The organism is Streptomyces sp. V4I2 (assembly GCF_030817655.1).
GTDB classification, from domain to species: Bacteria; Actinomycetota; Actinomycetes; order Streptomycetales; family Streptomycetaceae; genus Streptomyces; species Streptomyces plumbiresistens.
Window position 1 is genome coordinate 6,702,881 of record NZ_JAUSZM010000003.1, and the last position, 25,040, is coordinate 6,727,920.

The window sequence follows — 25,040 nt, forward strand, 5'->3', positions numbered from 1 at the left end:
GTCAGGCCCGGCTCAGGCCCAGCCGCGTGAGGTAGCCCCCGAGCCCGGCCGCCGAGTCGCTCGCCCAGCCGACGTAGCCGTCCGGCCGTACGAGGAACAGGCCTGTCCCGTACGGCTCCTGGGCCGGTCCGCGGACGACGTGCACCGACTCCGCACCCAGCTCGGGTGCCGCCTCCGTACCCAGCTCGGGTGCCGCCTCCGTACCCAGTGCCAGCAGTGTCCAGTGCGGTCCCCGGAACGCGTCGAAGAGCCGCACGCCTGCCACCGTGCCGTCCGGTGCGCGGTCGCCCGCCCGTACTCCGGTCACGGCCGCCCGGGTCTCCTCCGTGAGTGACGAGTCCCGGTAGCGCAGGCCCAACTGCCGAGTGGCCTCGCCGCGTTCGGTCTCCCCGCGGTGGACGCTTGTCGACAGGCCGAGCATCTCGGTGGCGATGGGGCGCCGTTCCTCCTCGTAGGTGTCCAGAAGTGAGGCCGGGGCGTTGCCCCTCAGCACCGCGCCGAGCTTCCAGCCCAGGTTGTAGGCGTCCTGGACGCTGGTGTTGAGGCCCTGGCCCCCGGCGGGCGAGTGGATGTGTGCCGCGTCCCCGGCGAGGAAGACCCGGGCCGGAGCGGAAGCGGTCCGCGAGGGCCGCGCGCGGGCGGAAGTCCGAGGCCCAGCGCACCTCCGTGACGTCCTCGGGGGCGAGGTGGGAGCGGCCGGCGACGACCTTGCGGATGCCGTCGAGGGAGAGGTCCACCGTGCTGCCCTCGGGGAACCGGGCGACGGCCTGGAAGTCCTCCGTACCCGCGAGCGGGCAGATCGCCAGGAAGCCGTCGCCGTCCCCGCTCGGCGGGAAGATGTGCCAGTTGTCGCGGTCCAGGCCGGTGATCCGGAGGTCCGCCACGAGGGTCGGGCTCGGGTCGACGGTCTCGCCGGTCATGCCGATGCCGAGCGCCCGGCGCACGGCCGAGCGGCCGCCGTCGGCGGCGACGGCGTACCGGGCACGCACATCCGGGCCCGAGGCGAAGCGCACGGTCACCCCTTCGGTGTCCTGCTCCAGCCCCACCGCCTCCCGGCCGAAGTCCACCCGCCCGCCGAGCTCCTCCAGACGCGCGAACAGGATCTCCTGGGTGCGCCACTGCGGAACCATCCACGGCTCGGTGTACGGGGAGTCCTCGGTCGCCTCGGCCGGGTCGAACATCCGGTGCTCGCCCACCCGCTTCCCGTCCTGCCAGACCATCCCGATCGGATAGCTGCCCCCGCCCGCGAGGATCGCGTCGAGCACGCCGAGGTCGTCGAACACCTCCATCGTGCGCGGCTGGATGCCCTTGCCGCGCGAGCCGGGGAACAGCCTCTCCGCCCGCTCCACCACCAGCGCGTCCACGCCCCGCCGGGCGAGGTCGATGCCCAGGGCGAGGCCGGAGGGGCCGGCGCCCACGATCAGTACATCCGTCTGCACAGCTGCTCTCCTTAACGTTGTTAAGTTCCGTCGGTGACGACAGTGCCCTTAACGCCGTTAAGCTGTCAAGTGTGAACACGGAACGCCGAGCACCCCTGGACCGCAAGCGGGTCGCGGACACCGCCCTGAAGCTCCTGAACGAGGTGGGCCTGGACGGCCTGACCCTGCGTGGCATCGCCAAGGAGCTGGACGTCAAGGCGCCCGCCCTGTACTGGCACTTCAAGGACAAGCAGGCGCTGCTCGACGAGATGGCGACGGAGATGTACCGCCGGATGATCGCCGCGCCGCCCCTCGACCCCGGCGACACCTGGCAGGAGCGGCTGCTGAAGACCAACCGCGGCCTGCGCACGGCGCTGCTCGGCTACCGCCACGGCGCCCGGGTCTTCAGCGGCTCACGCTTCACCGGCATCGAGCACGCGGAGCAGATGGAGGACAACCTGCGTCTGTTCACGGCGGCCGGCCTCACCCTGGCCCAGGCGGTCCGGGCGACCTCGACGACGTACTTGTACACCCTCGGCTTCGTCACCGAGGAACAGGGCGTCCAGCCCCTGCCCGACGAGCGCCGCGAGGGCTACGACCTCGACGAACGCGCCCGCCTGCTGGCCGACTTCCCCCTGTCGGCCCAGGCGGGCGCGGAGCTGTTCCAGGACTACGACCGGCACTTCGAGGAGGGGCTGGCCCTGCTGATCGCGGGGATCGAGGCGCGGTACCGCGCCGGGTGAGAACCGGGGTTCAGCGCATCCTGGACCTGGGGTTCAGCGCATCCTGGACCGGGATTCAGCGCACCCTGGCCAGCGCCGCCCGCAGCCTCGGCGTCAACGGCTTCTCCACGTACCGGTTCAGCAGCCACGCCAGCAGCAGCATCGCCCCGATCGTCAGGGCGAAGGTCTCCGCCGAGGGCAGGCCGAGCCGGATGTGCAGGGTGTGGATCACCACCCAGCCGAGATGCTCGTGGACGAGGTAGAAGGGGTACGTCAGTGCCCCGGCGACCGTCAGCCAGCGCCAGTTCGCCCAGTTGAACCAGCCCAGCGCGATCGCCGTGACCGCCACGAAGCCGAAGGCGACGACGAGGACGATGCCGAGCGAGGTGCGGTGGGCGAAGGCGTTCGGGTCGGCGGCGTTCCACAGGCTGCGCACCGCGTAGTGCTGCCCGATCAGGAAACTCACGGCGACGATGCCCCAGCCGTGGACGTCCCGCCGGTCGCGGTGGACGAGGTAGATGCCGACACCGCCGATGAAGAAGGGGGCGTACTCCGGCATGAAGAGGATGTCGAGCAGCGGCTGGTCGGCGCCCTGGGTGATCGCCGCCGCCAGTGTCCAGCCGGCGCAGAACATGATCACGCGCCGCCGGGACGCCCCGGGCAGTACCACACACAGCGCGAACAGCGCGTAGAAGCGGACCTCGGCCCACAGTGTCCAGTCCACGCCGAGCACCCGGTCCACGCCCAGCGGTTCCTGGAGCAACGTCAGGTTCACCAGTGCGTCGCTCGGCGACACCGCCTTGTAGAAGACCATCGGCAGCGCGAACACCGCCGTCACGAGCACGACCGCCGCCCAGTACGCCGGCATCAGGCGGGAGACGCGGGACGCGAAGAACGACTTCAGGGGCCGGCCCCAGCCGCTCATGCAGATCACGAACCCGCTGATCACGAAGAAGATCTGGACACCGAGTGGGCCGTACGCGAAATAGGTGTGCAGCGTGGGGAACTGCTCTTTCGGCGAACTCTCCCAGGCCTGGGTGATCTCGCCGCCCCGGCCGCCGTAGTGATAGACCGCCACCATCAGCGCCGCGACCAGCCGCAGTCCGTCGAGCGCGCGCAGCCGGGATTCCCGGCGGACCGGCCGCTCCGGCAGAGCGGCCGCGGGCGCGTCGGGCGCCGGCCGGACGGTCATGCTGGTCACGAATTTCCCCTTGGTCGACGCGCCGGGCGCTCCTGCGGTACCCGGAGCACATTAGTCCGAATCACCGGGATATCCGGTGCCGCGGGGTGACGGTTGTCCGGGTGGTCTCTGCGAATTCACCTGGACTTTGCCTTGGTTTCCTAACTTTCTCTCAACCTCCCCCCACGTGCTAATAAAGAGCGAATCGCGCAACACAGACGCGGCAAAATCAGGAGTGCCATGACGAGGGTCCAGAACAGACGGGCACGTGTGCGCGGAGGGGAGCTGGACGACTGTTTGCGCGCCTGTGCTGTGCACAGCGGCAAACTCGTCGGCAGCATCGACCGTCGCCGCGTCGAACTCGCCGAGCAGCTGAGGAAGTTGCTCGTCGTATGGGGCACCACCTCCACCGGTACCCCCGCGCCCGCCCCGGCCGGCGCCACCGCCCTGCTCAAGCGGGCGGTCAAGGGCGCCGCGGCCCCCTCCGCCGGTCTCGGCAACGAGCTCCTCGACGCCCTGCTCGCCGTCGCCAACAAGGCGCTGGAGTGCGGCTACGACGACGAGTTGAACCTCGCGCTCGTCATAAGCGACACCGTGCTCGCCCAGCGCAAGAACTCCCGCGCCGGCTGGCGCCTGCGCGCCCGCCTCCTGGAGGCGCTCGGCGAGGAGAAGGAGGCGGTGGAGGCGTACGAGCGGTATCTCGCCCTCACCGAGGACGACGGCTTCGGCGTCCGCGCCCGGATCGCCGGCCTGCGCGCGGCGCAGGACAAGGAGCGGGAACTGCTGAGCCTGCTCCGGCGCCAGTGCCCGCGCGCCGAGCAGTTCACCCGCGGCCCCGCCACCGACACCTGGGCCGAAGGCCTCGCCGCGCACGCCGTCGGCGACTGGCAGGCCGCCGAGCCCCGGCTCGTGGGAGCGCTCCTCAGCCTGGCCGCCGAGGACGCCCCGGCCACCGACCGGCAGGAACTCCTCAGCCAGTACCTCGACTTGCGCACCGCCGAGAACACCGGGAGCGGGGACCTGCCCGCGCTCACCGAGGCGATCGCCCTCTACGCCGAGCAGCGCCGCATGCGGATGCGCGGCCCGGTCGAGGACCCCACCGTCGGCGGGGTGCAGTGGATCAGCCTCGGCGAGTTCCGCAACCGGATCGCCGGCAAGTCGGTCTGCCTGATCGCCAACTCCGGCCGTGTCGGGGCCAGTTCCATGGGCGCGGAGATCGACGCGTACGACCTCGTGGTGCGCTTCAACTCGTACAGGATCGAGCCGAAGCACACCGGCAGCCGCACCGACCTGCACGCCACGATCCACAAGCACGGCTTCAACTGGGAGAAGCCCGTCGACACCCGGCTCGTCTTCGGCGGCGTCTCCGGCGACTGGAAGCACTCGCTGCGCAACCGCCTGGTCCCCGGCGCCCAGACGTATCTCGGCGACGAGTCCCTGCGCTGGCCCGTGCGCAACATCGGCAAGCTCGGCACCGACGTCTGGTCGGGCATCCCGACCACCGGCTTCAACATGCTGTACCTGCTGGACTTCCTCGACGTCAGCCCGACCCTCGACCTGATCGGCTTCGACTTCTACGAGAGCGGCGCCTACCGCGTCCAGGAAGCGATGAAGCTGGCCATCACCTCCGTGCACGAATACACCAGCGAGAAGGCATGGGTCATGCAGCGGGGCCAGAGCGTGACCGACATGAGGATCTCCCTGCGATGACCACGATCTCCCCGACCGGGACCGCCGCCCCCCTGGCCCCGGCCACCGACGCGCACGCCCTCACCGGCAAGCGCCGCACAGCCTTCGCCAGCTACGTCGACGAGAACTACCTCCCCGGCTTCCTCGTCCTGCTGCGCAGCCTCGCCCTGTCCAACCCGGGCGTGTGCGAGGACTTCGTCGTCCTCTACGACGACCTGCGCCCCGGTTCGATCGCCAAGATCCGCGACCTGCACCCGCGGATCGTGCTGCGCCGGGTCAACGCCGAGCACTACGACTCGTACAAGAAGGGCGACCAGGACAACTACCTGGTCCGCAAGGCGTACTTCATCCTGGACGTCTTCCGGCTGCGCGAGTACGACACCGTCATCACCCTCGACACGGACATGGTCGTCCTCGGCGACCTGAGCGAACTGCTGGAGCTGCGCGAAGGGCTCGCGGCGGTCTCGCAGTTCTTCTACGGCCAGCACAAGCTCAACTCGGGCCTGCTGGTCGTCCAGCGCGAGTACCTCAGCGACGCGTTCTGCGCCAAGCTCGACGCCACCGGACGCAGCGGCGACTACGAACTCGACAAGCACGACCAGGGCATCCTGAACGCGGTCCTCGACGGCGACTTCATCCGCCTCGACGCGCGCTACAACTTCGTCAAGCGGCGCCTGTCCGGCGACCTCCCGGTCCCCGAGGACACCGCGATCCTGCACTTCACCGGCCGCCACAAGCCGTGGCAGGGCGGCGAGGCCGGCTACAGCCAGGCCGAGGACCGCTGGCGCGAGTTCGAGCTGGACGATGCCGACTTCCACGCCGAGTACCTCTCGAAGTCGGGCGGCCTCCACCACGACCTGCTCGTCCACTTCGGCACCCCGCACGTCAAGCGCACCTCAGACGTCGAGGCCGCCCGCAAGGTCGCCGCCGCGCACATCTCGACCGGCGACTACCAGGACGCCGTCGACATCCTCAGCAGTGTGAAGATCCCGCTGGACGCGGCCTGGCCGCACGAGGTGCTCGGCCACGCCCTGATGAGCGTCTCGCGCTACGACGAGGCCAAGGCCCAGCTGCTGCTCGCCACCGCCGCCCCCAACCGGGCCGCCACCGCCTACGCCCGCCTCGCCCAGATGGCCTGGGTGCACGGCGACAACACCGCGGCCCTCAAGTACGCCACCGCCGGCCTGTCCGTCGACATCACCCACCGCTCCAGCCGGCTCTGGGCGCAGCGCGCCTCCGGCCTGCCCGCGCAGGAGCAGGGCGCCGCCGAGGAACAGCTCGCGCACGTCGCCTTCTACATGGACCGGCAGGGCAACGCGGGCGACAAGCTCCTCCCGGAGACCGTCCGCCTCGCCTTCGACCCCGACACCACCTCGCGCCGCTGGCACTCGGTGCACGCCCACCGCCTCTTCGACGAGGCGGCCCTGGAGCGCGTGAACTCCCGGCGCGGCCTGGTCATCGGCGGCGGCGGCCTGTTCATCCCGGACACCATGCCCAACGGCAACAGCGCCTGGCAGTGGAACGTCCCGGACGAGCTGCTGAATCGTATCGACGTGCCGATCGCGGTCTTCGCCGTGGGCTTCAACGCCTTCGACGGCCAGTCGTACCGGGCGGGCAGGTTCCGGGAGTCGCTGCGTCTGCTCGTCGAGAAGTCCTCCTTCTTCGGGCTGCGCAATCACGGCTCGATCGAGAAGGTGCGCGCCATGCTGCCTTCTCACCTGCACGACAAGGTGCGCTTCCAGCCGTGTCCGACGACGGTCATGCGGCAGTTGGTGGCGGACTGGCAGGACCCGTTGACGCGCGACGACACCATCCTGATCAACGCCGCCTACGACCGCGCGGGCCTGCGCTTCGGCCACGACTACGACTACTTCCTGGCCCAGATGGCCCAGGCGGTCCGGGACCTGGGCGAGCTCGCCGAGGTGAAGTGCGTGGCGCACTCGCTCGACGACGAGAAGATCGCCTTCGACCTGCGGCGCAAGCACGGCATCTCGATGCCCGTCATCCCGATGTACGACTTCGAGAACGACGAGATCCGCGACGTGTACGCCCGCACCAAGCTGGTGATCGGCATGCGCGGCCACGCCGGCATGATCCCGTTCGGCGTCGGCACGCCCATCATCAGCCTGATCTCGCACCCGAAGATGGCGTACTTCCTGCGGGACATCGAGCGCCCCGAGTGGGGCGTCTCTGTGCACGACCGGCACCTCGCCGCCCGCTTGGTGGAGCGCTCCAAGGACCTCCTCGCCGACCATGCGGCGACGGTCGCCGACGTGCATGGCCGGCAGCAGGAGCTGTGGAAGGTCACGGAGGCGAACGCGGCGGACCTCCGGGCCATTCTGGGCGGCTGACGGCCGGCGCCTGACGACTGCCCTGGTCGACGGTGCCTCCCTGGGGCGGCCACCGGTCACCGTACTGGTGGCTGGTGGTCGCCCTGCCTGCCGTGGCGGCCGTGGTGCCCACCGTACTCACCTGGCGGCTGACCAGCGACCTTCACTACGTCCGGCTGTAGTGAGGTGGTGCCGAGTCCGGAATGCCGCCCTTGTCTCCGGTGAGGTTGCGACGGAGTTGGGTCACTCGTAGGGCGTCTGGGCGGTGGCCTTTACGAAGGTGGAGAAGGCGTCGGCCTTGAAGGTGAGGGTGGCTCGGGTGGGGGCCTTGGAGTCGCGGACGGCGACTTGGGTGGGGGAGTTTGCTATCTCCACGCAGGCGTTCCCGTCGCCTTCGCCTGAGTAGGACGACTTCCGCCAGTTGTCCATGGGTGCCTCACAGCTCTCTCGCCAGCTCGTGGATGAAGTCACGCGACCGTACGGGGTCCATTGATACGGCCTCCACCATACGGAAGCGCGTTCGATAGATGTTGAGCTGGGCTTCGGCATCGAGAAGGATTGAGCCATGGGGTGCGTCCCGCACCACTGTGTCCAGTTTGGGCAAGGGTCCGCCCGCGTACGTCATCGTGCTCGACGCCCTGGCGAAGTCGTCCAGGTCGAATGGAATGACGCGCACGGTGATGTGGTCCGCTTCGGAGAGTTCGAGGAGCCGGGCGAGTTGGGACTTCGAGGTGGCACGGTCGCTGACCCTGATCCGAAGCGCCGCCTCATGAATGACCGCTTCGTACGAGATCGTGTTCTCCTGGCGTGCCTTTCGGTGCCGGATGCGCAACTCAAGCTCCTCGTGGGTGAGTTCGGGCAGCCTGGCCGAGAAGAGGGCACGTGCGTAGTCCTCCGTCTGAAGCAGGCCAGGTACGAACAGCATGTCCATGCTGCGTAGAAAACGGGCGTGGTGCTCCAGCTCGGACAGGTCCAGGAATGGCTTGGGCAACAGGCCCCGGTACTCCTCCCACCAGCCACGGGTTCGGTCAGTGGCCATCGCCGCCAGGGCGTCGATGAACCCCTTGTCCGTGCAGGCGTAGTGGGATGCGAAGCGGTGCACTCGCTCCTTGCTCACGCCCACGAGTCCGGATTCGATCTGGCTCATCTGGACGCGATTCACCCCGAGTAGTGCTGCTGCTTCGATGGTGGTGAGTCCTGCCGTCTGGCGGAGCCTGCGCAGTTCGATCGCCAGGCGCATCTGACGTGCGGTTGGTTCGCGCCTCTGGGACATCAACAGCTCCTCGTTCGGGGTCGAGTTACGCGATCGGCTTGCTCGGCGTTACACGTTACGCCTACCTTCAGTGATGCGACGCACACTCTGCGGAACATCGGGACCCCGGAAGCGCACCACTCCGTCCTGCCATGACGGCTGCGGCAATGCCACCGCCCGCTGACCGCAACCCCCCAGCAGCCGAACGGAGTTCACGCATGCCCGAAACCAGCAAGGAACCCTGGGAGTACTCGCTCTACATCCCGAACGACCCCCGAGCCGTCACCGTAAGCCGCCGTACCCTCCGACTGATCCTGACGATGCACGGCCTGATCGGCGTGGTGGACGTGGCGGAACTCCTCGCGACGGAGCTGGTCTCCAACGCCGTACGCCACACGAAGGGGCCTGCCGCACTGCGCGTGCGCTGGTCGGCGGGCGTGCTGCGGCTCGGCGTGTGGGACGCGAACTCGGAGCCGCCCGAGCCACCGGGACACCTGGAGCAACTCGCGGACATGGAGGAGGGGCGGGGCTTGGCCCTGGTGCGGGCGTGCGCCGATGTGTGGGGCTGGCAGCCGTTGGCGAGGGAGGGGAACCGGGGGAAGTACGTGTGGTGTGAGCTCGCTGCGGCTTGAGCCACGACGATGCTGCCGGCTGTCGGCGTACCCGGCAAGGAGATCGGCACGGCCACGGACGCGGGCATCGTGCAGACCTTCTCGCTCCTGGGCGCGCCGGGCTACTCCGAACACTGGAGCCAGGCGGGCGACGCCCGCGGCCTTCCCCCCCGGTACGTGGGCGATACAGACGCCCGGGGCGGAACATCAGGGCCGGCGATAGATCGTGATCGAGTGCCCCACCTCGTCCACCGCCCTGCTGCTCTCGATCAGCGCGGCCAGCGGGCCCTCTGCCGTGGCGGCCTCGGAGTCCGAGACGACGAGCAGGCCGCGCACCTTGTCCGGGGAGACCGTCAGCGGGTCGGAGGCGTGGATGCCGTAGGAGGAGGGCTCGCCGCTGCCCATGTAGACCAGCCAGACCGTCTCGTGCGGGTAGCGCTGCCGCAGGCGGTCGGCGAGGCGTCCGAGGTCCTGGCCCCAGTCGACGTTCGAGTCGTGCAGCCACAGGTGGGTCTTCGCGGGCCCGCCGAACGCCTCGTTCGCGTACGGCAGGTAATACGGGTACGTGCTGAGCGAACTGACGCCGACGAACGCGACGAGCACCGCCGTCACGGCGTACGCCCATCTCCGCCGGACTGCGATCATGGCCGCCGCCGCGACGGCGAGGAAGAGCGGCATGAAGATCGCGTACCGGACACCGAGGTCGCGGTCGCCGGTCATGGCCGAGGCGAGCAGAACGGCCGTGGGAAGCAGCACGTACGGGACCGCGGGCCGCAGTCGCCGGATCGCACACAGGGCCACGGCACCGGCCGCCCACAGGGCGAGCATGCCGAGCGGCGTCTTCACCAGCAGGGCGGCGGGCAGGTAGTACCAGAGGGCGCCGTAGTAGGACCGGCCGTAGAGGAAGCCGGCCCGCACCACGACCTCCTCCTTGCCGAACTGGAGCAGCATCCCGTCCTGGTACTCGCGGGGGAGCGGCAGCCAGTCGGCGGCAAGGGCCCGCAGACCGTGTACTTCCGGCATGTCGGCGGGCGCGGTCCAGCGCAGCCGCGGGTCGACGACGAGGTAGGAGGCCCACACCACGGAGATGGCGATCAGCGTCATCCCGGCCGCGCACGCGACGCCGAGCGCGAGCGGTCGTGCCAGGCGGCGCGGGGCGGTGTGCCGGGCCGCCAGGACGGACAGCACGGCGAGGAGGAGAACCACGGGAACAGCCGGCAGGGTGCTCATCCTGGTGGCCAGGGCCGCTCCGAGCGCGGCGCCCGCCAGGGGCAGGTACACCCCCGGCCGCCGACGCGCCCGCCAGGTCAGCCAGACCGACGTCAGAACGAAGCCCGCCGCGGGCACGTCGAGGGTGGCCAGTGACCCGTGGGCGATGACGTCGGGCGAGAAGGCGTACAGCGCGAGCGCCGCCAGAGCGCCCACGCGGCCGGTGAGGTCGCGGGCGAACACGCAGACGACCAGCCCGAACAGCAGCGTCAGCACGATCATCGGCAGGCGGGCCCACAGCATCAGATGCCCCGGATCGTTGCCGGTTTCGTACAGCAGTTTGCGTCCGAGTCTGCTCTGGTGGGCGGGGAGTTCGCTTCCGAGGTGCGGGTCGGCGATGACCACACCGGTCGCGATGATGAGCTTGCCCAGCGGCGGATGCTCCGGGTTGTACCGAAGGCTGTGCTCTTTCAGGTAGACCGTGGCCGTGCCGACGTACACCGGTTCGTCGATGGTCGGGGTCTGTTCCACGGCCGTCGTGACCATCGCCACCGCCATCTGCGCGAGGAGCGTCACGACGGCGAGCGCGAACACCGGCCGCCGGTGTCGGCGCAGCGCCGCGAGGCGGTCCGGGCGTCTTCGGCGCCGCCCGATGTTCCCAGGGGCACTGTCCGAGACGGTCTCCGTCCGCACAGCACCCACGTCCAGTCTTGATGTCACCCTCTGCGGACCAGCCGCTTGAGTCGGGTCACCGGCGACACCCGGGACGCCGACCCGCGGTCGGTCTCGTACGCCTTCTTGAGCTGCTCGAAATGGTCCGCCCGAGTCCTGCTCAGGTACTCGTCCGACAGCAGCGGCCTCGCAATGGACCAGGCCCGCTTGTGCTGGCCGTCGTAGTGGGCGACGTACGCCTTGGACAGTTCCAGGACGGACTTGAAGGGGATGCCGCCGGTGTGGTCGCGGTCGATGCGGTCCTGGACGGCGGAGATGAGGGCGAGCTTCTCGTCGACCGTGTACGTGTCCTCGGAGATGGACTTCAGGACGTCCTCGGGGATCGGCTTCGTCACCTCGAAGGCCAGCGTGGAGCGGATCGGCGGACCCGCGATCTCGATGTAGGGGAGCAGCGCGCCGGTGCTCCAGTGCAGCCACGGCAGGCGCGGGCCGGCGAAGTCCTGGTGGAGGACGACCGAGCCGGGGCGCATGCGGGTCAGGAAGCGTTCGGAGACGCAGCGGAAGACCCTGGCCGTCTTGGCGATGTCGATGTGCAGGAACTCGACGGGCGTGGTGTCGTTCGGGTCGGAGGTCTGCCAGAGGTCGCCGGCGTGGATCTCCAGGAACGGGAGGAAGGGCTCCAGGCGGCCGCGGAAGTCGTTCAGGAAGGAGTTGTCGTCCTCGGGCTTGTGACCGGAGTCGAAGAACTTCTCCGTGGCGAAGGTGCCCTTGCCGACGCGGAAGAAGTCGTAGGCGTGCAGGCGCCCGGTCTTCTCGTCGAAGACCGGACTCTCCTTCAGGCCCATGGCCAGGGCGTACGTCGATCCGCCGCCACCGGAACCCAGTTCGACGATGTGGCCCTCGCCCGACAGGGTGTGGCGCCCGACGAGGTACAGGAACTGCAATTCCCAGGTGCTGCACTGGGTATAGGGCAGGTTGTCGGGCAGCTGGACGCTGTCGAACATCGAGTAGAGTCGGCCGAGCTTCGTCATGAGTTCCTCGCGGGATTCGGTAAGCGGTGTCCGTGATCCTAGAGTCACGGACACCGCCTAGCCATGGAATCCACGGAGACGCTCGATCATGTGCCGTTGTTTCCTTGGCCTTATCCGTGAATTCATCCACACTTCGCTCAGCGCTTCACAGCCTTCTTCAGTGCCCGTGCCCGCCGCACCACCCGGCGCGCCGTCGAACTGCGCGGCAGAAACGCCAACCGCTCCGGAATTCCCCCCGGCAACCCCAGCGACGTGAGGCGCTTGCGCTTGAAATAGCGCTGGGTGCGCGGCCCGAAGTGCTTCGAGAGGTAGCGCTCCGCCGCCGGGCGCAGCCGGTGGTGGATCTGCGGCTGCATCGTGAAGCCGACCGCGGTGACCAGGCCGTTGAGATCCTCGGCCGGGATCGGGTCCTCGCCGCCCCGGGACTCCAGGTCCGCCAGCACCGCGTCGGCCAGCACCGCCGGGACCCGGTTGCTGTTCTGGTACGGGGTGAGCCGGTCCAGCAGCGGCTCGGTGCCGATGCGGGCGACGGGGAGGTCGTAGAACACGGCCGCCGTGAAGAGGGCCGTGGAGAAGCAGCCGACCACCAGTCCCGGTCGCGCCTTCTCGAAGAGAACCTCGGCAAGCACCGGCGTGTCCAGCACCGTGAGGTCGACGCCCAGTTTCTCGGCCTCGGTCTCCAGGAGGCGGCTGTAGCGGGCCGGCGCGGTGGGGTGCGGTTTGAAGACGATGGTCCGGTGCCCGCGCTCTACCGCGCCGCGCATCATCCGCACGTGCAGGTCCTCCTCCTCCTTGGCGGAGAGGATGTTCAGCGCGGACAGGTACTGGCCGAGCAGCAGCGCCGCGTTGTCCGGGAGGACCGGCAACTCCGGGAGGGACGTGGTGAGTTCGCCCATCACCTTCAGGAAGGCGGGGGTCGGCACCACGACCGCCGGCACCTCGAACTCGGTCAGCAGCATCGGCCGCAGCCCCGGCACCAGGTCCAGGTGCAGCAGCCGCCGCACCCGCGTGCCGACCAGCGGGTCGAGCTTGTTGCGCGTGGGGCCGTAACTCATCAGCCCGTCGGCGTAGACGTCGACGGGCGCGCCGGTGAACAGCTGGGCCACCGTGAGGGCGGGGGTGACCTGGATGGACTCCAGGACCAGCTCGACGCGGTCCTCGCCGAGGCCCCACAGGAGGCGCAGATAGCGCTCGAAGAGCGGGACGTCGTCCGGGCGCGGGGTCCAGGAGCCGGGGTGGAAGGGGCGGATGGCCTCGTTCCAGGACAGCACCTCGTCGAAGTGGCCGCGCAGCGGCTCGAAGCCCGGCATCTCGTCGAGCGCCGGGGTGGTCTCCGGGTTGGCCGAGTTGTTGAAGACCAGCAGCACCCGGCGGTCCGGCTCGGCGAACAGGTCGGAGTCGATCGCGGCGGCCAGGGTGGCGGCGCCGTACAGCGTCGAGGCGCAGAAGATCTGCACGGTACGGGAGGACATCAGGCGGCCGCCCTCGCTGTGGTGACCCGGCGCCGCAGCCGCCGCAGCCTGGAGGAGCGGCGCATGTCCATGGTCTCGAGTACGTCACCGAGCGCGTCCTGCGGCATGCGCTGTATCGCCGCCGCGCTCATCGCCCGCAGCTGCTTGGCCACGGCCGGTTCCCACTTGGACTCGTCCGCGAGGTGGTGGGCGATGATCGCGCAGTAGGTGCGCACCGCCTTGGGGAGCAGGGTGCCGGCGTCCGGGTCCGCCGCCGTCTCCTCGATCACCTGGTCGAAGGCGCGGATGAAGTCGAGCTGGCGGGCGTCGCCGATCTGGGTCAGCGAGGAGGCGACCCCACGCCGGTAGAACACGCCCAGCAGGCTCACCACGGCGAACGACTCGGCCTCGCGGTGCAGCTTCCAGATCCACGGCCGGTCCTCGGCCGTGCGCAGCCCGTCGGTGAAATGCAGCAGGCCCCGGTCTAGCAGACGGCGGTGGTAGGCGCCGGCCCAGGCGTAGGCGTAGTCCACCGAGGTCGTCCGGTCCGCGGGCAGGATCGCCTCGCGCGGGTCCAGCACCTCGCCGCGTCTGCCGACCGGGGCCCGGTGCACGGTCCGGGCGCGGGCGGTGGCCTGCACATGGTCGGTGCGGACGAAGTCGCAGCCCAACTGCTCGATCGACGACACCAGTTCGGCGAGGTAACCGCGGGCCAGCCAGTCGTCGCCGTCCAGGAACGTCAGGTACTCGCCCTGCGCGGCGTCCAGGCCGGTGTTGCGCGCGGTGGCGAGGCCGCCGTTCACCTCATGGCGGATGTAACGCACCTGGGCGACGTCCGAGAGCTCGTCGGCGGCGCGTTCGAGAATGGCCGGGGTTTCGTCCGTCGATCTGTCGTCGATCAGTACGAACTCGAAGTCACGCCGAGCGTTCATCCGAAGGCTTCTGAGGGTGTCCGGGGCGAATTGCTGCACGTTGTAGAACGGCACGATCACGGAAAGCTTTGGCACCTGCAAAACCCTAGGAGCCGGTCCGGCAGCTGAACCGTACGGTGCCTATACAGGGGGTGAACTCCATGTGTCGGAATGGTGCATCCCGCGTACTTTCCGCTTTCCCGTGGGCCAGTTCGGCTCCAGGGGGGCTGTTGTTAACTTTTCGTTGATTCCTGGTTGGGCCGCACCTAGAAATTGCTTCCTAGCGTTTTCCTCGTGCCACCAAGTACAGGACCAAGTACAAGGAACACCCCGCGAATCGCCGTCCTCGCGGACTCGGACACCCGCTGGAAATGGGGTGCGCTGACCGCGGACCGCATCACGCCGGGCCCGTCCATGGAAACCGCATCGCGCGACGACGCGCAAGCGGGCCCCGCGCTGAGCGGGTTCCTGCTGCGCGGCCGGGCCACGCCCACACCCCGCCAGCTGGAAGAGGTGGGCGTGCGGGCCGACTCGCTGCGCGAGGTCACCGCGGTCGAGTTCCTGCGGGCCATGGCCGAGGAAGAGTACGACGTCGTCGTCATCGCCCTCGTCGGCGGCGGCGTCCAGGCGATGCTGCACGGCCTGGGGCGGGTCTGGGAGGGCCGTCAGAAGCGTCCCGTCGTCGTCACCGGCTATGTCGGCGTCGTCTACGAGAAGCTCGCCGACGGCCTGCTGCTGCGGCACGGCGCCGACCTCGTCCTCGCCAACTCCCGCCAGGACGCGGACCGTTTCACCGCGGTGTACGAGGGAGTGGGCGCCGACGCCTCGTCGGTGACCGAGGTGGCACTCCCGTTCCTCGGCGGCGCCCCCTACACGGGGGAGCACGACTCGTCTGCGAAGCAAGGGCGCAGGCCCTACACGGTGGTCTTCGCGGCTCAGCCGTCCGTCCCGGACAGCCGCAAGGACCGTACGTACCTGCTGGAGCGGCTCGTCAGGCACGCGCGGATGTTCCCCGAGCGCGAGGTGCTGCTGAAGCTGCGCTCCAAGCCGGGCGAACACACCACGCACATCGAGGAGTTGCCCTACCAGAAGCTGGCGCAGCGCTCCGACGTGCCGCCCAACTTCCGTCTCGTCTACGGCCACATGGGCGAGGTCCTCGACCGCACCGACCTGCTGGTGACCGTCAGCTCGACGGCCGCCCTGGAATCCCTGCACCGCCGCATCCCGACCGTCGTGCTGACCGACCTCGGCGTTCGCGAGGTGCTCGGCAACCACCACTTCGTCGGCTCCGGGTGCCTGGCCTCCTGGGACCAGCTCGACGCCGGTCACCGGCCGGCGCCCGACGAGGAGTGGGTGGCCCGGCAGGGCGTCGCCACGGACGGCTCGTACGCGACGGCCTTCGAGGCGGCCCGCGAGCGCATCGCCAAGCTGCTGGCCGCGCCCGAACTGCCCCCGCTGACGCCGTACTACACACCCGCGACCGCGCCCGGCTATCTGCCCGGCATCCTCGCCCGCCACCACCTCGGCCCCGACGGCAGCCCGCTGCCCGGCGCCCCCGCCGCCGACAAGGAGCCGGGCCCGGTCCGGCAGATCGTGCGCCGGGCGGCGCGCGGCGCCTACCGGCACGGCGTGCAGCGGGTCGCCCCCGTCATCCGGCGGATGGGCGAGCTGTGAGCGGCGCCCCGATCCCTTCCCTAGGAGTACAGGCCATGTCCAACCCGGAAGCGGGCCAAGGCGCTTCGGTGCGCCGGGTGCTCGCGGTGATCCCCGCGCGCGGCGGCTCCAAGGGCGTACCCGCGAAGAACCTCGCCCCCGTCGGCGGTGTCCCGCTGGTGGTCCGGGCCGTGCGCGAGTGCCGCGCCACCCGGCTGGTGACCGACGTCGTCGTCTCCACCGACGACCAGGCCATCGCCGCCGCGGCCCGCCAGGCCGGCGCGGAGGTCGTCCTGCGGCCCGCCGCCATCGCCGGGGACCTGGCGACCTCGGAGGCCGCGGTCCTGCACGCAATGGAGGCCCACGAGGCCCTGCACGGGGCGGCCGTCGACGTGGTACTGCTCGTGCAGTGCACCAGCCCGTTCATCGTCCGCGAGGACATCGACGGGGTGGCCGGCGCGGTCGTCGAGAACGGCGCCGACACCGCGGTGACGGTCGCGCCCTTCCACGGGTTCATCTGGCGCGACGCGGACTACGCCGACGACGCGGCCGGCTCCGGTGAGGTGACCGGCGGTCACGGCGTCAACCACGACAAGTCCTTCCGCCCCCGCCGCCAGGACCGCCCCCAGGACCTCCTGGAGACCGGCGCCGCCTACGCGATGGACGCGGCCGGCTTCCGCAAGCACCAGCACCGCTTCTTCGGCCACACGGAACTCGTCCGCACCGACCCGGCCCGCGTGCTGGAGATCGACGACCCGCACGACCTGGCCCGCGCCCGCGCGCTGGCCCCCCTCTTCGACGCCGGCCGCCCCGGCGCCCTCCCGGCCGCCGACGACATCGACGCGGTCGTCCTGGACTTCGACGGCACCCAGACCGACGACCGGGTGCTGATCGACGCCGATGGAAAGGAGTTCGTCTCCGTGCACCGCGGAGACGGCCTCGGCATCGCCGCCCTGCGCAGGAGCGGCCTGAACATGCTGGTCCTCTCCACGGAGCAGAACCCGGTCGTCGCCGCCCGGGCCCGGAAGCTCAGGATCCCGGTCCTGCACGGCATCGACCGCAAGGACCTCGCACTGAAGCAGTGGTGCGAGGAGCAGGGCATCGCGCCTGAGCGCGTGCTCTACGTCGGAAACGACGTCAACGACCTCCCGTGCTTCGCCCTCGTCGGCTGGCCCGTGGCGGTCGCGAGCGCCCACGACGTCGTGCGCGGCGCCGCACGCGCGGTCACCACCGTGCCCGGTGGCGACGGCGCGATCCGAGAGATCGCCAGCTGGATCCTCGGCCCCTCTCTCGACTCCCTCAACAGTTAAGGAACGTTCCTGCCATGAGCACCGACTCCCGTCTGCGTCAGTTCGGTTCGAAGACCGCCGGCCCCGGCCGGCCCGTCTACATCACCGGCGAGATCGGCATCAACCACAACGGCGAGCTGGAGAACGCCTTCAAGCTGATCGACGCCGCCGCCGAGGCCGGCTGCGACGCGGTCAAGTTCCAGAAGCGCACCCCCGAGATCTGCACCCCCCGCGACCAGTGGGACATCGAGCGCGACACCCCCTGGGGCCGGATGACGTACATCGACTACCGCCACCGCGTGGAGTTCGGCGAGGACGAGTACCGCCGGATCGACGAGTACTGCAAGACCAAGAACATCGACTGGTTCGCCTCCCCGTGGGACAACGAGGCCGTCGCCTTCCTGGAGAAGTTCGACGTCCCGGCCCACAAGGTGGCCTCTGCCTCCCTGACCGACGACGAGCTGCTGCGCGAGCTGCGCGCGACGGGCCGTACGGTCATCCTCTCCACCGGCATGTCCACCCCGAAGCAGATCCGCCACGCGGTCGAGGTCCTGGGCAGCGACAACATCCTGCTCTGCCACGCCACCTCGACCTACCCGGCCAAGGCCGAGGAGCTCAACCTGCGCGTGATCAACACGCTCCAGGGCGAGTACCCGAACGTCCCGATCGGCTACTCCGGCCACGAGACGGGCCTGCAGACCACGCTGGCCGCGGTCGCCCTCGGCGCCACCTTCGTCGAGCGCCACATCACCCTCGACCGCGCCATGTGGGGCTCCGACCAGGCCGCCTCCGTCGAGCCGCAGGGCCTGACCCGCCTGGTCCGCGACATCCGCACCATCGAGGCCTCGCTCGGCGACGGCGTCAAGAAGGTCTACGAGTCCGAGCTCGGCCCGATGAAGAAGCTGCGCCGCGTCAGCGGTGTCGTCGCCGAGGCGGAGATCGCGGCGGCGGCGGGCGAGCCGGTCTCGGTCTGAGCCACCCCACCCCCCACAGAATCGGTTACGACGGGACGGTCGTACGTAGATGAGCCGCCGCGCCGGGTCCGCCGGCCCCCGCACTCTCGCCTTCGTGGAGAGTCCGGTACAGCTGCTGAACGTGCTGGAGTGGGCGCACGAGCGTGCGCCCGGCGCGGGGTTCACCCTCGTCGTGCTGTCCCCTCTCGACCCCATGACCCGCGGCCAGCTGCGCCGCATGTCCGAGCTCGCCCGCGAGGAGGGCCACCAGGTCCGCTGGGAGGAGGCCCGGGGCGGTGCCATGGCCCCGTTCCAGACCATCGGCGGCCTGACCGGCATGCTCCGCAAGGCGGACCGGGTGGTCCTGGGCGACCCCTTCTCGCGCTACGTCCAGCTGCTGCTGACGATCACCCGGGCCCGCGACCTCGTCGTCGTCGACGACGGCACGGCGACCATGGAGTTCGTCGCTCAGCTGGCCCGCGGCGAGCGCCTGGTCCGCTGGCACCGCAAGGGCGGCCGCCCCGGACCCCGGGACCTGGTCTTCGCGCCGGTGTCGTCCGTCGCCCGGCGCCGGCTGACACCGCACGAGAACCGGACGGTGGAGATCTTCTCCTCCATGCCGATGGAGGAGACCCCACCCGGCGTCACGGTAACCGCGAACGCCTTCGCCTGGACCCGCTCCCGCTTCGGCCCGCCCCGCATCACCAAGGGCGCCGACATGGTCGGCACCTCGCTGGTGGAGACGGGCGTCGTCGACGGCGACCGCTATCTGGAGGCCGTCCGCTCCCTGGCCAAGACGCACGGCGCGACCCGCTACTTCGCCCACCGCAGGGAAGCCACGGAGAAACTCCACCGCCTCGCCGTGGAGACGGGCCTGGAGATCGTCCGCCCCGAGCTGCCCCTGGAACTGATCGCCCGCCGCGGCCCGGTCGGCCGTACGATCCTCAGCTTCCCCTCGACCGTCGTCCACACCCTCCCGCTCGCCCTCGTCGGCACGGGCGTACGCGTCTCGGTCTGCGACATCGACCCCGAATGGCTCACCCGGAACGCCTCACCGCGCGCGCAGGGCTTCCTGTCCGGCGTGACGGGCTCGGCGCGGGACGTGACCCGGCTGTCGACGGTCACCGCGGTGTGACAGTTCTTACGCCGGCTTCCTCGCCAGCACGAAGGCCCGCGGCCGCTGCTCGTCCTCGTACGGCTCACGCAGCAGCCGGGCCCGGACGTGCAGGCCCGCCTTGGTGAGGTGGTCGGCCACCGTCTGCGGCGTACGCCAGTAGTAGTCGAGCGAGATGTCCTGGCCGAAGCGCTCCGCCAGATGCATCGCCCCGTCCTCGTCCCCGGACTGGAAGAGGAGCAGCACGTGCCCGCCGGGCACCAGGACCCGGTGGAACTCGGCGAACGCCGTCGCCAGGTGCTCGTCGGGCACGTGGATGATCGAGTACAGGGCGACGATCCCGCCCAGCGTCCCGTCCGGCAGGTCCAGGGACGTGAGAGAACCCACATGGAAACGCAGACCGGGATGGGCCCGGCGGGCCAGCTCCACCATCCGGGGTGAGACGTCGACCCCGAAGACCGGCAGCCCCATGGCGTGCAGCCGGGCGGTGACGTACCCGGTGCCGCAGCCGAGGTCGGCGACGGGGGCCGACCCGTTGCCGCGCACCAGCTCCGCGAAGGCGGTGACCTGGGCGCGGTCCACCGGTCTGTCGTCGAGCCCGTCCCCGGGGAAGCGCTCGCCGAAGGCGTCGGCGATCTTGTCGTACGAGGTGCGGGTGGCCTCTATGAATCCCTGATCCTGTGCGCTCACGCTGCCGCACCCTAGCCGCCGTCCGGCCCCGGTGCCGGGCAGTTCACCGGGGCTGCACGCGAAGTTTCCGGGGCGGGGCGGTACGCCGTGTCAGGGTTCCTCGGCGGTCCAGGTGAAGCCGCTCAGCGGCCCGGGCGGGGGCTTGACGGGCGTGGGGTCAGCGGCCGCGTCCCGCGCCCGTTCGCTCCTTCGGCGCAGCAGCCACACCGTCGTCGACAGCAGCCAGCCCGCCAGGATCATCAGGACGAGCACGGTCAGGGCCAGGCCCACCGTTCCGAACAGCCCGAGCTTCGCCAGCAGCCCGGGAATCTGGTCCTCGCCGCAGCCGCAGGCCTGCCAGGGAGCCGTCGCCAGGGTGGTCGTCATGGAGACAGGCTGCCCGCGCGGGGCGTCGCCTGCACGCAGTGTCGCGCAACCGTCGCCCGGTGGTGATGCTTTCGGGATCCCGGCCCGCTTCCGTGCCGGCGCGGTCCCGACAGATGAACAGATCGGCCTCTTCTCCGCCCGGCGTGGTATCCGTGGAGGAAGGGGTGGGTGCCTACGGCAGCCACCCGGCCGCAAAGTCGGCCGAGTGTACCCACCCCGAACGGTACATATGCGTTCGGCGGTCAGATTTTCTTCCCCTATGGGGCTGATCTTTTGTTGATCGTGGTCAGCTGACCGGTCGGGCGTCCTACCCTTCAGAGGGTGAAGCCATTGATGTCACTTGAGCCCGAGGCCGATCTTGCCGGGGAAGCGCTGCTTCCCGGTGCGCTGCCCGAGGCGCTCCGTGCCGAGCTCGTTGCCTTCCGTCGCGACCTGCACATGCACCCCGAGCTCGGCAACCAGGAGTTCCGCACCACCGCGGCGATCAAGGAGCGGCTCGAGCAGGCCGGCCTGAAGCCGCGCGTGCTCGCCGTCGGCACCGGACTCGTCTGTGACATCGGCGAGTGGGACGGCGGCCGGCCCATGCTCGCCCTGCGCGCCGACATCGACGGCCTGCCCATCCCGGACATGAAGACCGAGTGCTCGTACCGCTCCACCGTGCCCGACCGCGCGCACGCCTGCGGTCACGACGTGCACACCACCGTGGTGCTGGGCGCCGGGCTGGTCCTCGCCGACCTGCACCGGCAGGGGCGGCTGCCCAGACCGGTACGGCTGCTCTTCCAGCCCGCGGAGGAGGTCCTGCCCGGCGGCGCCGCCGACGCCATCGACTGCGGGGTGCTCGAAGGGGTCGGGCGGATGATCGCCGTGCACTGCGACCCTCGCGTCGACGCCGGGCGGATCGGGCTGCGGCAGGGCGCCATCACCTCCGCCTGCGACCGGCTGGAGATCTCCCTCGACGGGCCCGGCGGCCACACCGCACGGCCCCACCTCACGACCGACCTCGTGACGGCCGTCGCCCGCGTCGTCACCGACGTGCCCGCGCTCGTCGCCCGCCGCGTCGACACCCGCGCCGGGCTCGCCGTGACCTGGGGCCGCATCGAGTCGGGCCACGCACCGAACGTGATCCCGCAGCACGCCGAGCTCTCCGGGACCGTCCGGTGCCTGGACATCGACGCATGGCGGCAGGCCCCCGACATCGTGGTCGCCGCGATCGACGAGGTCGCCAATCTGCACCGCGCCAAGTCGGAGATCAACTACGTGCGCGGGGTCCCGCCGGTCGTCAACGACCCGGACGTCACCGAGCTGGTCCGGGACGCGATGATCGCCCGCCGGGGCATCGACTCCGTGGAGAGCACCGAGCAGAGCCTCGGCGGCGAGGACTTCTCCTGGTACCTCCAGCACATCCCCGGCGCCATGGCCCGCCTCGGCGTCCGCACCCCGGGCGAGCGCACGGTGCGTGACCTCCACCAGGGCGACTTCGACGCCGACGAGTCGGCGATCACGGTCGGCGTGGAGCTGTTCACGGCCGCCGCGCTCATGGACGCGGGCCTGTAGCCATACCCCCGAAACCCCCGTTCCGGTTGCGGCCGGGGCGGGGCGGGGGGACTCTGAGCGCGTGGCGTTCAAACAGCTGCGCCATCACGCTGGAGGCACCCCGGAGGCACGGAGAGTCACGGAAATTGTGGGTGCTGTGTCCTGAGGCATCCCATTCGATCCGGTGGTTCACAGGGACGTAACCGGCCATCGGCACGAATGGATAACGGCCACACGGAACCCCGTTCCCAGGAGTGTCTACGCGCGTTACTCTGCGCCGAACTCAGCACCCACTGCGGGGCTTTGGAGAATGGGGAACTTCGAGATGCGTCGGATATCCAAACTGACCCGTGTCGCGGTGGGGGTCGCGTCGCTCGCGCTCGCCGCAACCGCCTGTGGCGGTACCAGCACCGACAACGGCGGCAGCGACAGCGAGACGAAGGAAAAGCTCGGCCTCGCCATCGCGTACGACATCGGCGGCAAGGGCGACCAGTCCTTCAACGACGCCGCCTACTCGGGCCTGGAGAAGGCCAAGAAGGAATTCGGCTACAAGACGGCCGACGTGGAGCCCACGGAGGGCGAGACCGACGCGGACAAGCAGCAGCGTCTCGAGTCGCTCGCCAAGCAGGGCTACAACCCGGTCATCGGCATCGGCTTCGTCTACGGTCCGGCGATGGAGGCGGCGGCCGCGAAGTACCCGAAGACCACCTTCGGCATCGTCGACTCCGTCGTCGAGGCCGACAACGTCGCCTCCCTCGTCTTCGCCGAGGAGCAGGCCTCCTACCTCGCCGGTGTCGCCGCGGCCAAGGCCACCAAGAGCAACACCGTCGGCTTCGTGGGCGGCGTGGACATCCCGCTGATCCACAAGTTCGAGGCCGGCTACAAGCAGGGCGTCGCGGACACCAACCCCAAGGTCAAGGTGGTCTCGCAGTACCTGACGCAGACCGCGGAGGAGGGCGGCTTCTCCAGTCCCGACAAGGGCAAGGCCGCCGCCGAGGGCCAGATCGAGAAGAAGGCCGACGTCCTCTACCAGGCGGCCGGTCTGTCCGGTCAGGGTGTGATCGAGGCCGCCGCCAAGGCGAAGGTCTGGGCGATCGGCGTCGACTCCGACCAGTACAACCAGGCTGCCCTGGCGTCGTACAAGAACTACATCCTGACCTCCGCCCTGAAGGACGTCGGCGGCGCGGTGTACTCCCTGGCCAAGTCGGTCGAGGACGGCAAGCCGCTGACCGGCGTCCAGACCTTCGACCTGAAGGTGAACGGCGTCGGCCTGGCCGAGAGCAACCCGGAGTTCGCGAAGATCGCGGGTCTGTCCGACGCGGTGGCCAAGGCCAAGGAAGAGATCATCGACGGCACCATCAAGGTCAAGACCGAGTAGTTCCGTCCGAACGGACCAACCAGGTCGGATCGGTACGAAGCGGGCGTGGACTTCTGAGTCCCCGCCCGCTTCGGCGTGTCCGGCCGGGGTCACCCACCGCCACGTTCCCTTTGCGGTCGGCAATCCTTGGGTCAAGGGCGAGTTGCGTTGGGGCACGGGCGGATAACAAGGTGGACAGAAGGGGTTTTCACGCTGGTCTACGCGCGTTAATCTGCGGCGAAGCCAAGCATGGAAGCCGAACCGTCCGGCGCTTGGTGACCCCAGGGAAGCGCGAGCACGCCCCAGCGCCGCCCGGCACGCACTCCCGCCGCGAACGACGCAGGAACGCAGCCGCACTTCCCCGGATCCGCTATACGACAGGAGCACCACACATGCGCCGGATTTCCCGGATCACGGTCGCAGGCGCAGCGACCGCCTCTCTGGCCCTCGCGCTCTCCGCCTGCGGCGGGACCTCGACCGACAGTTCGTCGGACTCGAAGGGCGACAAGGGTCTGGCCATCGCGTACGACGTCGGCGGCAAGGGCGACCAGTCCTTCAACGACGCGGCGTACGCGGGCCTGGAAGAGGCGAAGAAGGAGTTCGGCTACCAGACGGCCGACCTGGAGCCCACCGAGGGCGAGACCGACACCGACAAGCAGCAGCGTCTGGAGTCGCTCGCCAAGCAGGGCTACGACCCGGTCATCGGCATCGGCTACGCGTACGCGCCGGCCGTCAAGGAGGCCGCGGCCAAGTTCCCGGACACCACCTTCGGCATCGTGGACGACTCCACCGTCGAGGCGGGCAACGTGGCGGACCTGGTCTTCTCCGAGGAGGAGGCCTCCTACCTCGCCGGCGTCGCCGCGGCCAAGAGCACCAAGACGGACGTGGTCGGCTTCGTGGGCGGCGTGGACATCCCGCTGATCCACAAGTTCCAGGCGGGCTTCGCGCAGGGCGTCAAGGACACCGACTCCAAGGTCAAGGTCATCTCGCAGTACCTGACGCAGACCGCGGAGGAGGGCGGCTTCTCCAGCCCCGACAAGGGCAAGACGGCCGCCGAGGGCCAGATCGAGAAGAAGGCGGACGTCGTCTACGCGGCCGCCGGTCTCTCCGGCCAGGGCGTGATCGAGGCCGCCGCCGCCAACAAGATCTGGGCGATCGGCGTCGACTCGGACCAGTACCGGCAGGAAGCCCTCACGAAGTACAAGGACTCCATCCTCACCTCGGCGATGAAGGACGTCGCCAAGGCGGTGTACAACCTGGCGAAGTCGGTCGAGGACGGCAAGCCCGAGACCGGTATCGTCAGGGGCGATCTGAAGACCGGCGAGGTGGGCCTGTCGAACTCCAACCCGAAGTTCGCGGACAACACCGAGCTGCAGGACGCCATCAAGACGGCCAAGGAGAAGATCATCAGCGGCGAGATCAAGGTCAAGAGCAGCTGAAGAGCAACACCCTGAGCAGCGTGTAACCGCGGGGTTACGTCCGCTCAACGGGGTACGGGGAGGCTGTCTCCCCGTACCCCGTTGTCACGGACGTCGGGCCCCTTTCGATGCCGTAGGGGCGCTACGCGCGTAGACGACCCCCTTTCCCAGGAGAGTGCGCCATCAACGCG

21 protein-coding genes and 1 pseudogene are annotated in these 25,040 nt (G+C 69.8%); 12 read left to right on the forward strand and 10 right to left on the reverse strand.

All coding sequences use genetic code 11. The annotated features are described in order from the left end of the window. Position 1: 1 nt before the first annotated feature. Positions 2-1,439: pseudogene (locus QFZ76_RS31835) on the reverse strand (FAD-dependent oxidoreductase). 71 nt (positions 1,440-1,510) lie between these two features. Here QFZ76_RS31835 and QFZ76_RS31840 point away from each other — a divergent pair. After that, a complete protein-coding gene (locus QFZ76_RS31840; RefSeq protein ID WP_307676922.1) occupies positions 1,511-2,161 on the forward strand; it encodes a TetR/AcrR family transcriptional regulator in 651 nt (216 codons plus the stop codon). A 55-nt stretch (positions 2,162-2,216) separates the two neighbouring features. On the opposite strand, the gene QFZ76_RS31845 is transcribed toward QFZ76_RS31840, so the two are convergent. After that, positions 2,217-3,332 carry an acyltransferase gene (locus QFZ76_RS31845; RefSeq protein WP_307680189.1) on the reverse strand — a complete coding sequence of 372 codons (1,116 nt, stop codon included), beginning with the start codon at positions 3,330-3,332 and terminating at the stop codon, positions 2,217-2,219. A gap of 228 nt (positions 3,333-3,560) precedes the next feature. Between QFZ76_RS31845 and QFZ76_RS31850 the strand changes: the two genes are divergently transcribed. Genes QFZ76_RS31850 through QFZ76_RS31860 form a run of 3 tightly spaced genes read left to right on the forward strand, consistent with a single transcriptional unit; the run spans position 3,561 to position 7,521 of the window. Then, positions 3,561-5,030 carry a glycosyltransferase family 29 protein gene (locus QFZ76_RS31850; RefSeq protein WP_307676923.1) on the forward strand — a complete coding sequence of 490 codons (1,470 nt, stop codon included), beginning with the start codon at positions 3,561-3,563 and terminating at the stop codon, positions 5,028-5,030. Continuing rightward, positions 5,027-7,360, forward strand: a complete 2,334-nt coding sequence (locus tag QFZ76_RS31855; RefSeq protein WP_307676924.1) for a glycosyltransferase — start codon at positions 5,027-5,029, stop codon at positions 7,358-7,360. The genes QFZ76_RS31850 and QFZ76_RS31855 overlap by 4 nt, the downstream gene beginning before the upstream one ends. A gap of 32 nt (positions 7,361-7,392) precedes the next feature. Continuing rightward, positions 7,393-7,521: a hypothetical protein gene (locus QFZ76_RS31860; protein WP_307676925.1), complete on the forward strand. Its 129-nt coding sequence runs from the start codon at positions 7,393-7,395 to the stop codon at positions 7,519-7,521. Between the two features lie 61 nt (positions 7,522-7,582). Here QFZ76_RS31860 and QFZ76_RS31865 read toward each other — a convergent pair whose 3' ends face one another. Both QFZ76_RS31865 and QFZ76_RS31870 read right to left on the reverse strand, forming a co-directional pair. Next, the gene (locus QFZ76_RS31865) at positions 7,583-7,768 is read right to left on the reverse strand and encodes a DUF397 domain-containing protein (protein ID WP_307676926.1); all 186 of its coding nucleotides are present in this window, start codon (positions 7,766-7,768) and stop codon (positions 7,583-7,585) included. A gap of 7 nt (positions 7,769-7,775) precedes the next feature. Further along, positions 7,776-8,612, reverse strand: coding sequence for a helix-turn-helix transcriptional regulator (locus tag QFZ76_RS31870; RefSeq protein ID WP_307676927.1), 837 nt, complete (start codon positions 8,610-8,612; stop codon positions 7,776-7,778). 197 nt (positions 8,613-8,809) lie between these two features. On the opposite strand from QFZ76_RS31870, the gene QFZ76_RS31875 reads away from it, so the two are divergent. Next, complete coding sequence (locus tag QFZ76_RS31875; protein WP_307676928.1) at positions 8,810-9,223, forward strand: ATP-binding protein; 414 nt, start codon at positions 8,810-8,812, stop codon at positions 9,221-9,223. Positions 9,224-9,409: 186 nt separating this feature from the next. Here QFZ76_RS31875 and QFZ76_RS31880 read toward each other — a convergent pair whose 3' ends face one another. The 4 genes from QFZ76_RS31880 to QFZ76_RS31895 all read right to left on the reverse strand — a co-directional run bounded on the left by QFZ76_RS31880 (position 9,410) and on the right by QFZ76_RS31895 (position 14,572). Then, the gene (locus tag QFZ76_RS31880; protein ID WP_373464548.1) at positions 9,410-11,104 is read right to left on the reverse strand and encodes a phospholipid carrier-dependent glycosyltransferase; all 1,695 of its coding nucleotides are present in this window, start codon (positions 11,102-11,104) and stop codon (positions 9,410-9,412) included. Positions 11,105-11,127: 23 nt separating this feature from the next. After that, positions 11,128-12,114 (reverse strand): hypothetical protein, encoded by a 987-nt coding sequence (locus QFZ76_RS31885; RefSeq protein WP_307676929.1) that lies wholly within the window; start codon positions 12,112-12,114, stop codon positions 11,128-11,130. Between the two features lie 137 nt (positions 12,115-12,251). Then, entirely contained in the window at positions 12,252-13,586 is a 1,335-nt protein-coding gene (locus tag QFZ76_RS31890; protein WP_307676930.1) for an alpha-2,8-polysialyltransferase family protein, read from the reverse strand. Continuing rightward, entirely contained in the window at positions 13,586-14,572 is a 987-nt protein-coding gene (locus tag QFZ76_RS31895) for a glycosyltransferase family 2 protein (RefSeq protein WP_307676931.1), read from the reverse strand. The genes QFZ76_RS31890 and QFZ76_RS31895 overlap by 1 nt, the downstream gene beginning before the upstream one ends. Positions 14,573-14,770: 198 nt before the next feature. Here QFZ76_RS31895 and QFZ76_RS31900 point away from each other — a divergent pair, with 198 nt between their 5' ends. From QFZ76_RS31900 to QFZ76_RS31915, 4 genes are read left to right on the forward strand one after another with little or no spacing between them, the layout of a single operon-like run. Continuing rightward, positions 14,771-16,150, forward strand: a complete 1,380-nt coding sequence (locus QFZ76_RS31900) for a DUF6716 putative glycosyltransferase (protein WP_307676932.1) — start codon at positions 14,771-14,773, stop codon at positions 16,148-16,150. A gap of 35 nt (positions 16,151-16,185) precedes the next feature. Beyond that, positions 16,186-17,439 (forward strand): N-acylneuraminate cytidylyltransferase, encoded by a 1,254-nt coding sequence (locus tag QFZ76_RS31905; RefSeq protein ID WP_307676933.1) that lies wholly within the window; start codon positions 16,186-16,188, stop codon positions 17,437-17,439. Between the two features lie 14 nt (positions 17,440-17,453). Continuing rightward, positions 17,454-18,392 carry an N-acetylneuraminate synthase family protein gene (locus tag QFZ76_RS31910; RefSeq protein ID WP_307676934.1) on the forward strand — a complete coding sequence of 313 codons (939 nt, stop codon included), beginning with the start codon at positions 17,454-17,456 and terminating at the stop codon, positions 18,390-18,392. Between the two features lie 49 nt (positions 18,393-18,441). After that, positions 18,442-19,506, forward strand: a complete 1,065-nt coding sequence (locus tag QFZ76_RS31915) for a hypothetical protein (RefSeq protein ID WP_307676935.1) — start codon at positions 18,442-18,444, stop codon at positions 19,504-19,506. Between the two features lie 6 nt (positions 19,507-19,512). On the opposite strand, the gene QFZ76_RS31920 is transcribed toward QFZ76_RS31915, so the two are convergent. Together QFZ76_RS31920 and QFZ76_RS31925 are read right to left on the reverse strand one after the other, a co-directional pair. Next, complete coding sequence (locus QFZ76_RS31920; RefSeq protein WP_307676936.1) at positions 19,513-20,175, reverse strand: class I SAM-dependent methyltransferase; 663 nt, start codon at positions 20,173-20,175, stop codon at positions 19,513-19,515. A 90-nt stretch (positions 20,176-20,265) separates the two neighbouring features. Beyond that, positions 20,266-20,541: a hypothetical protein gene (locus QFZ76_RS31925; protein ID WP_307676937.1), complete on the reverse strand. Its 276-nt coding sequence runs from the start codon at positions 20,539-20,541 to the stop codon at positions 20,266-20,268. A gap of 333 nt (positions 20,542-20,874) precedes the next feature. On the opposite strand from QFZ76_RS31925, the gene QFZ76_RS31930 reads away from it, so the two are divergent. From QFZ76_RS31930 to QFZ76_RS31940, 3 genes are all read left to right on the forward strand, one after another. Next, positions 20,875-22,095 carry a M20 family metallopeptidase gene (locus tag QFZ76_RS31930; protein WP_307676938.1) on the forward strand — a complete coding sequence of 407 codons (1,221 nt, stop codon included), beginning with the start codon at positions 20,875-20,877 and terminating at the stop codon, positions 22,093-22,095. A 304-nt stretch (positions 22,096-22,399) separates the two neighbouring features. Beyond that, complete coding sequence (locus QFZ76_RS31935; protein ID WP_307676939.1) at positions 22,400-23,452, forward strand: BMP family protein; 1,053 nt, start codon at positions 22,400-22,402, stop codon at positions 23,450-23,452. Between the two features lie 371 nt (positions 23,453-23,823). Further along, positions 23,824-24,870: a BMP family protein gene (locus QFZ76_RS31940; protein WP_307676940.1), complete on the forward strand. Its 1,047-nt coding sequence runs from the start codon at positions 23,824-23,826 to the stop codon at positions 24,868-24,870. Positions 24,871-25,040: the final 170 nt, after the last annotated feature.

Bases quoted from the DNA above. Each gene is read 5' to 3' on its own strand.
- QFZ76_RS31940 (WP_307676940.1), top strand. From the start codon at position 23,824: ATGCGCCGGATTTCCCGGATCACGGTCGCAGGCGCAGCGACCGCCTCT.
- QFZ76_RS31935 (WP_307676939.1), top strand. From the start codon at position 22,400: ATGCGTCGGATATCCAAACTGACCCGTGTCGCGGTGGGGGTCGCGTCG.
- QFZ76_RS31910 (WP_307676934.1), top strand. From the start codon at position 17,454: ATGAGCACCGACTCCCGTCTGCGTCAGTTCGGTTCGAAGACCGCCGGC.
- QFZ76_RS31865 (WP_307676926.1), bottom strand. From the start codon at position 7,768: ATGGACAACTGGCGGAAGTCGTCCTACTCAGGCGAAGGCGACGGGAAC.
- QFZ76_RS31905 (WP_307676933.1), top strand. From the start codon at position 16,186: ATGTCCAACCCGGAAGCGGGCCAAGGCGCTTCGGTGCGCCGGGTGCTC.
- QFZ76_RS31930 (WP_307676938.1), top strand. From the start codon at position 20,875: ATGTCACTTGAGCCCGAGGCCGATCTTGCCGGGGAAGCGCTGCTTCCC.
- QFZ76_RS31885 (WP_307676929.1), bottom strand. From the start codon at position 12,114: ATGACGAAGCTCGGCCGACTCTACTCGATGTTCGACAGCGTCCAGCTG.
- QFZ76_RS31845 (WP_307680189.1), bottom strand. From the start codon at position 3,332: ATGACCGTCCGGCCGGCGCCCGACGCGCCCGCGGCCGCTCTGCCGGAG.
- QFZ76_RS31890 (WP_307676930.1), bottom strand. From the start codon at position 13,586: ATGTCCTCCCGTACCGTGCAGATCTTCTGCGCCTCGACGCTGTACGGC.
- QFZ76_RS31850 (WP_307676923.1), top strand. From the start codon at position 3,561: ATGACGAGGGTCCAGAACAGACGGGCACGTGTGCGCGGAGGGGAGCTG.
- QFZ76_RS31915 (WP_307676935.1), top strand. From the start codon at position 18,442: ATGAGCCGCCGCGCCGGGTCCGCCGGCCCCCGCACTCTCGCCTTCGTG.
- QFZ76_RS31855 (WP_307676924.1), top strand. From the start codon at position 5,027: ATGACCACGATCTCCCCGACCGGGACCGCCGCCCCCCTGGCCCCGGCC.
- QFZ76_RS31870 (WP_307676927.1), bottom strand. From the start codon at position 8,612: ATGTCCCAGAGGCGCGAACCAACCGCACGTCAGATGCGCCTGGCGATC.
- QFZ76_RS31875 (WP_307676928.1), top strand. From the start codon at position 8,810: ATGCCCGAAACCAGCAAGGAACCCTGGGAGTACTCGCTCTACATCCCG.
- QFZ76_RS31925 (WP_307676937.1), bottom strand. From the start codon at position 20,541: ATGACGACCACCCTGGCGACGGCTCCCTGGCAGGCCTGCGGCTGCGGC.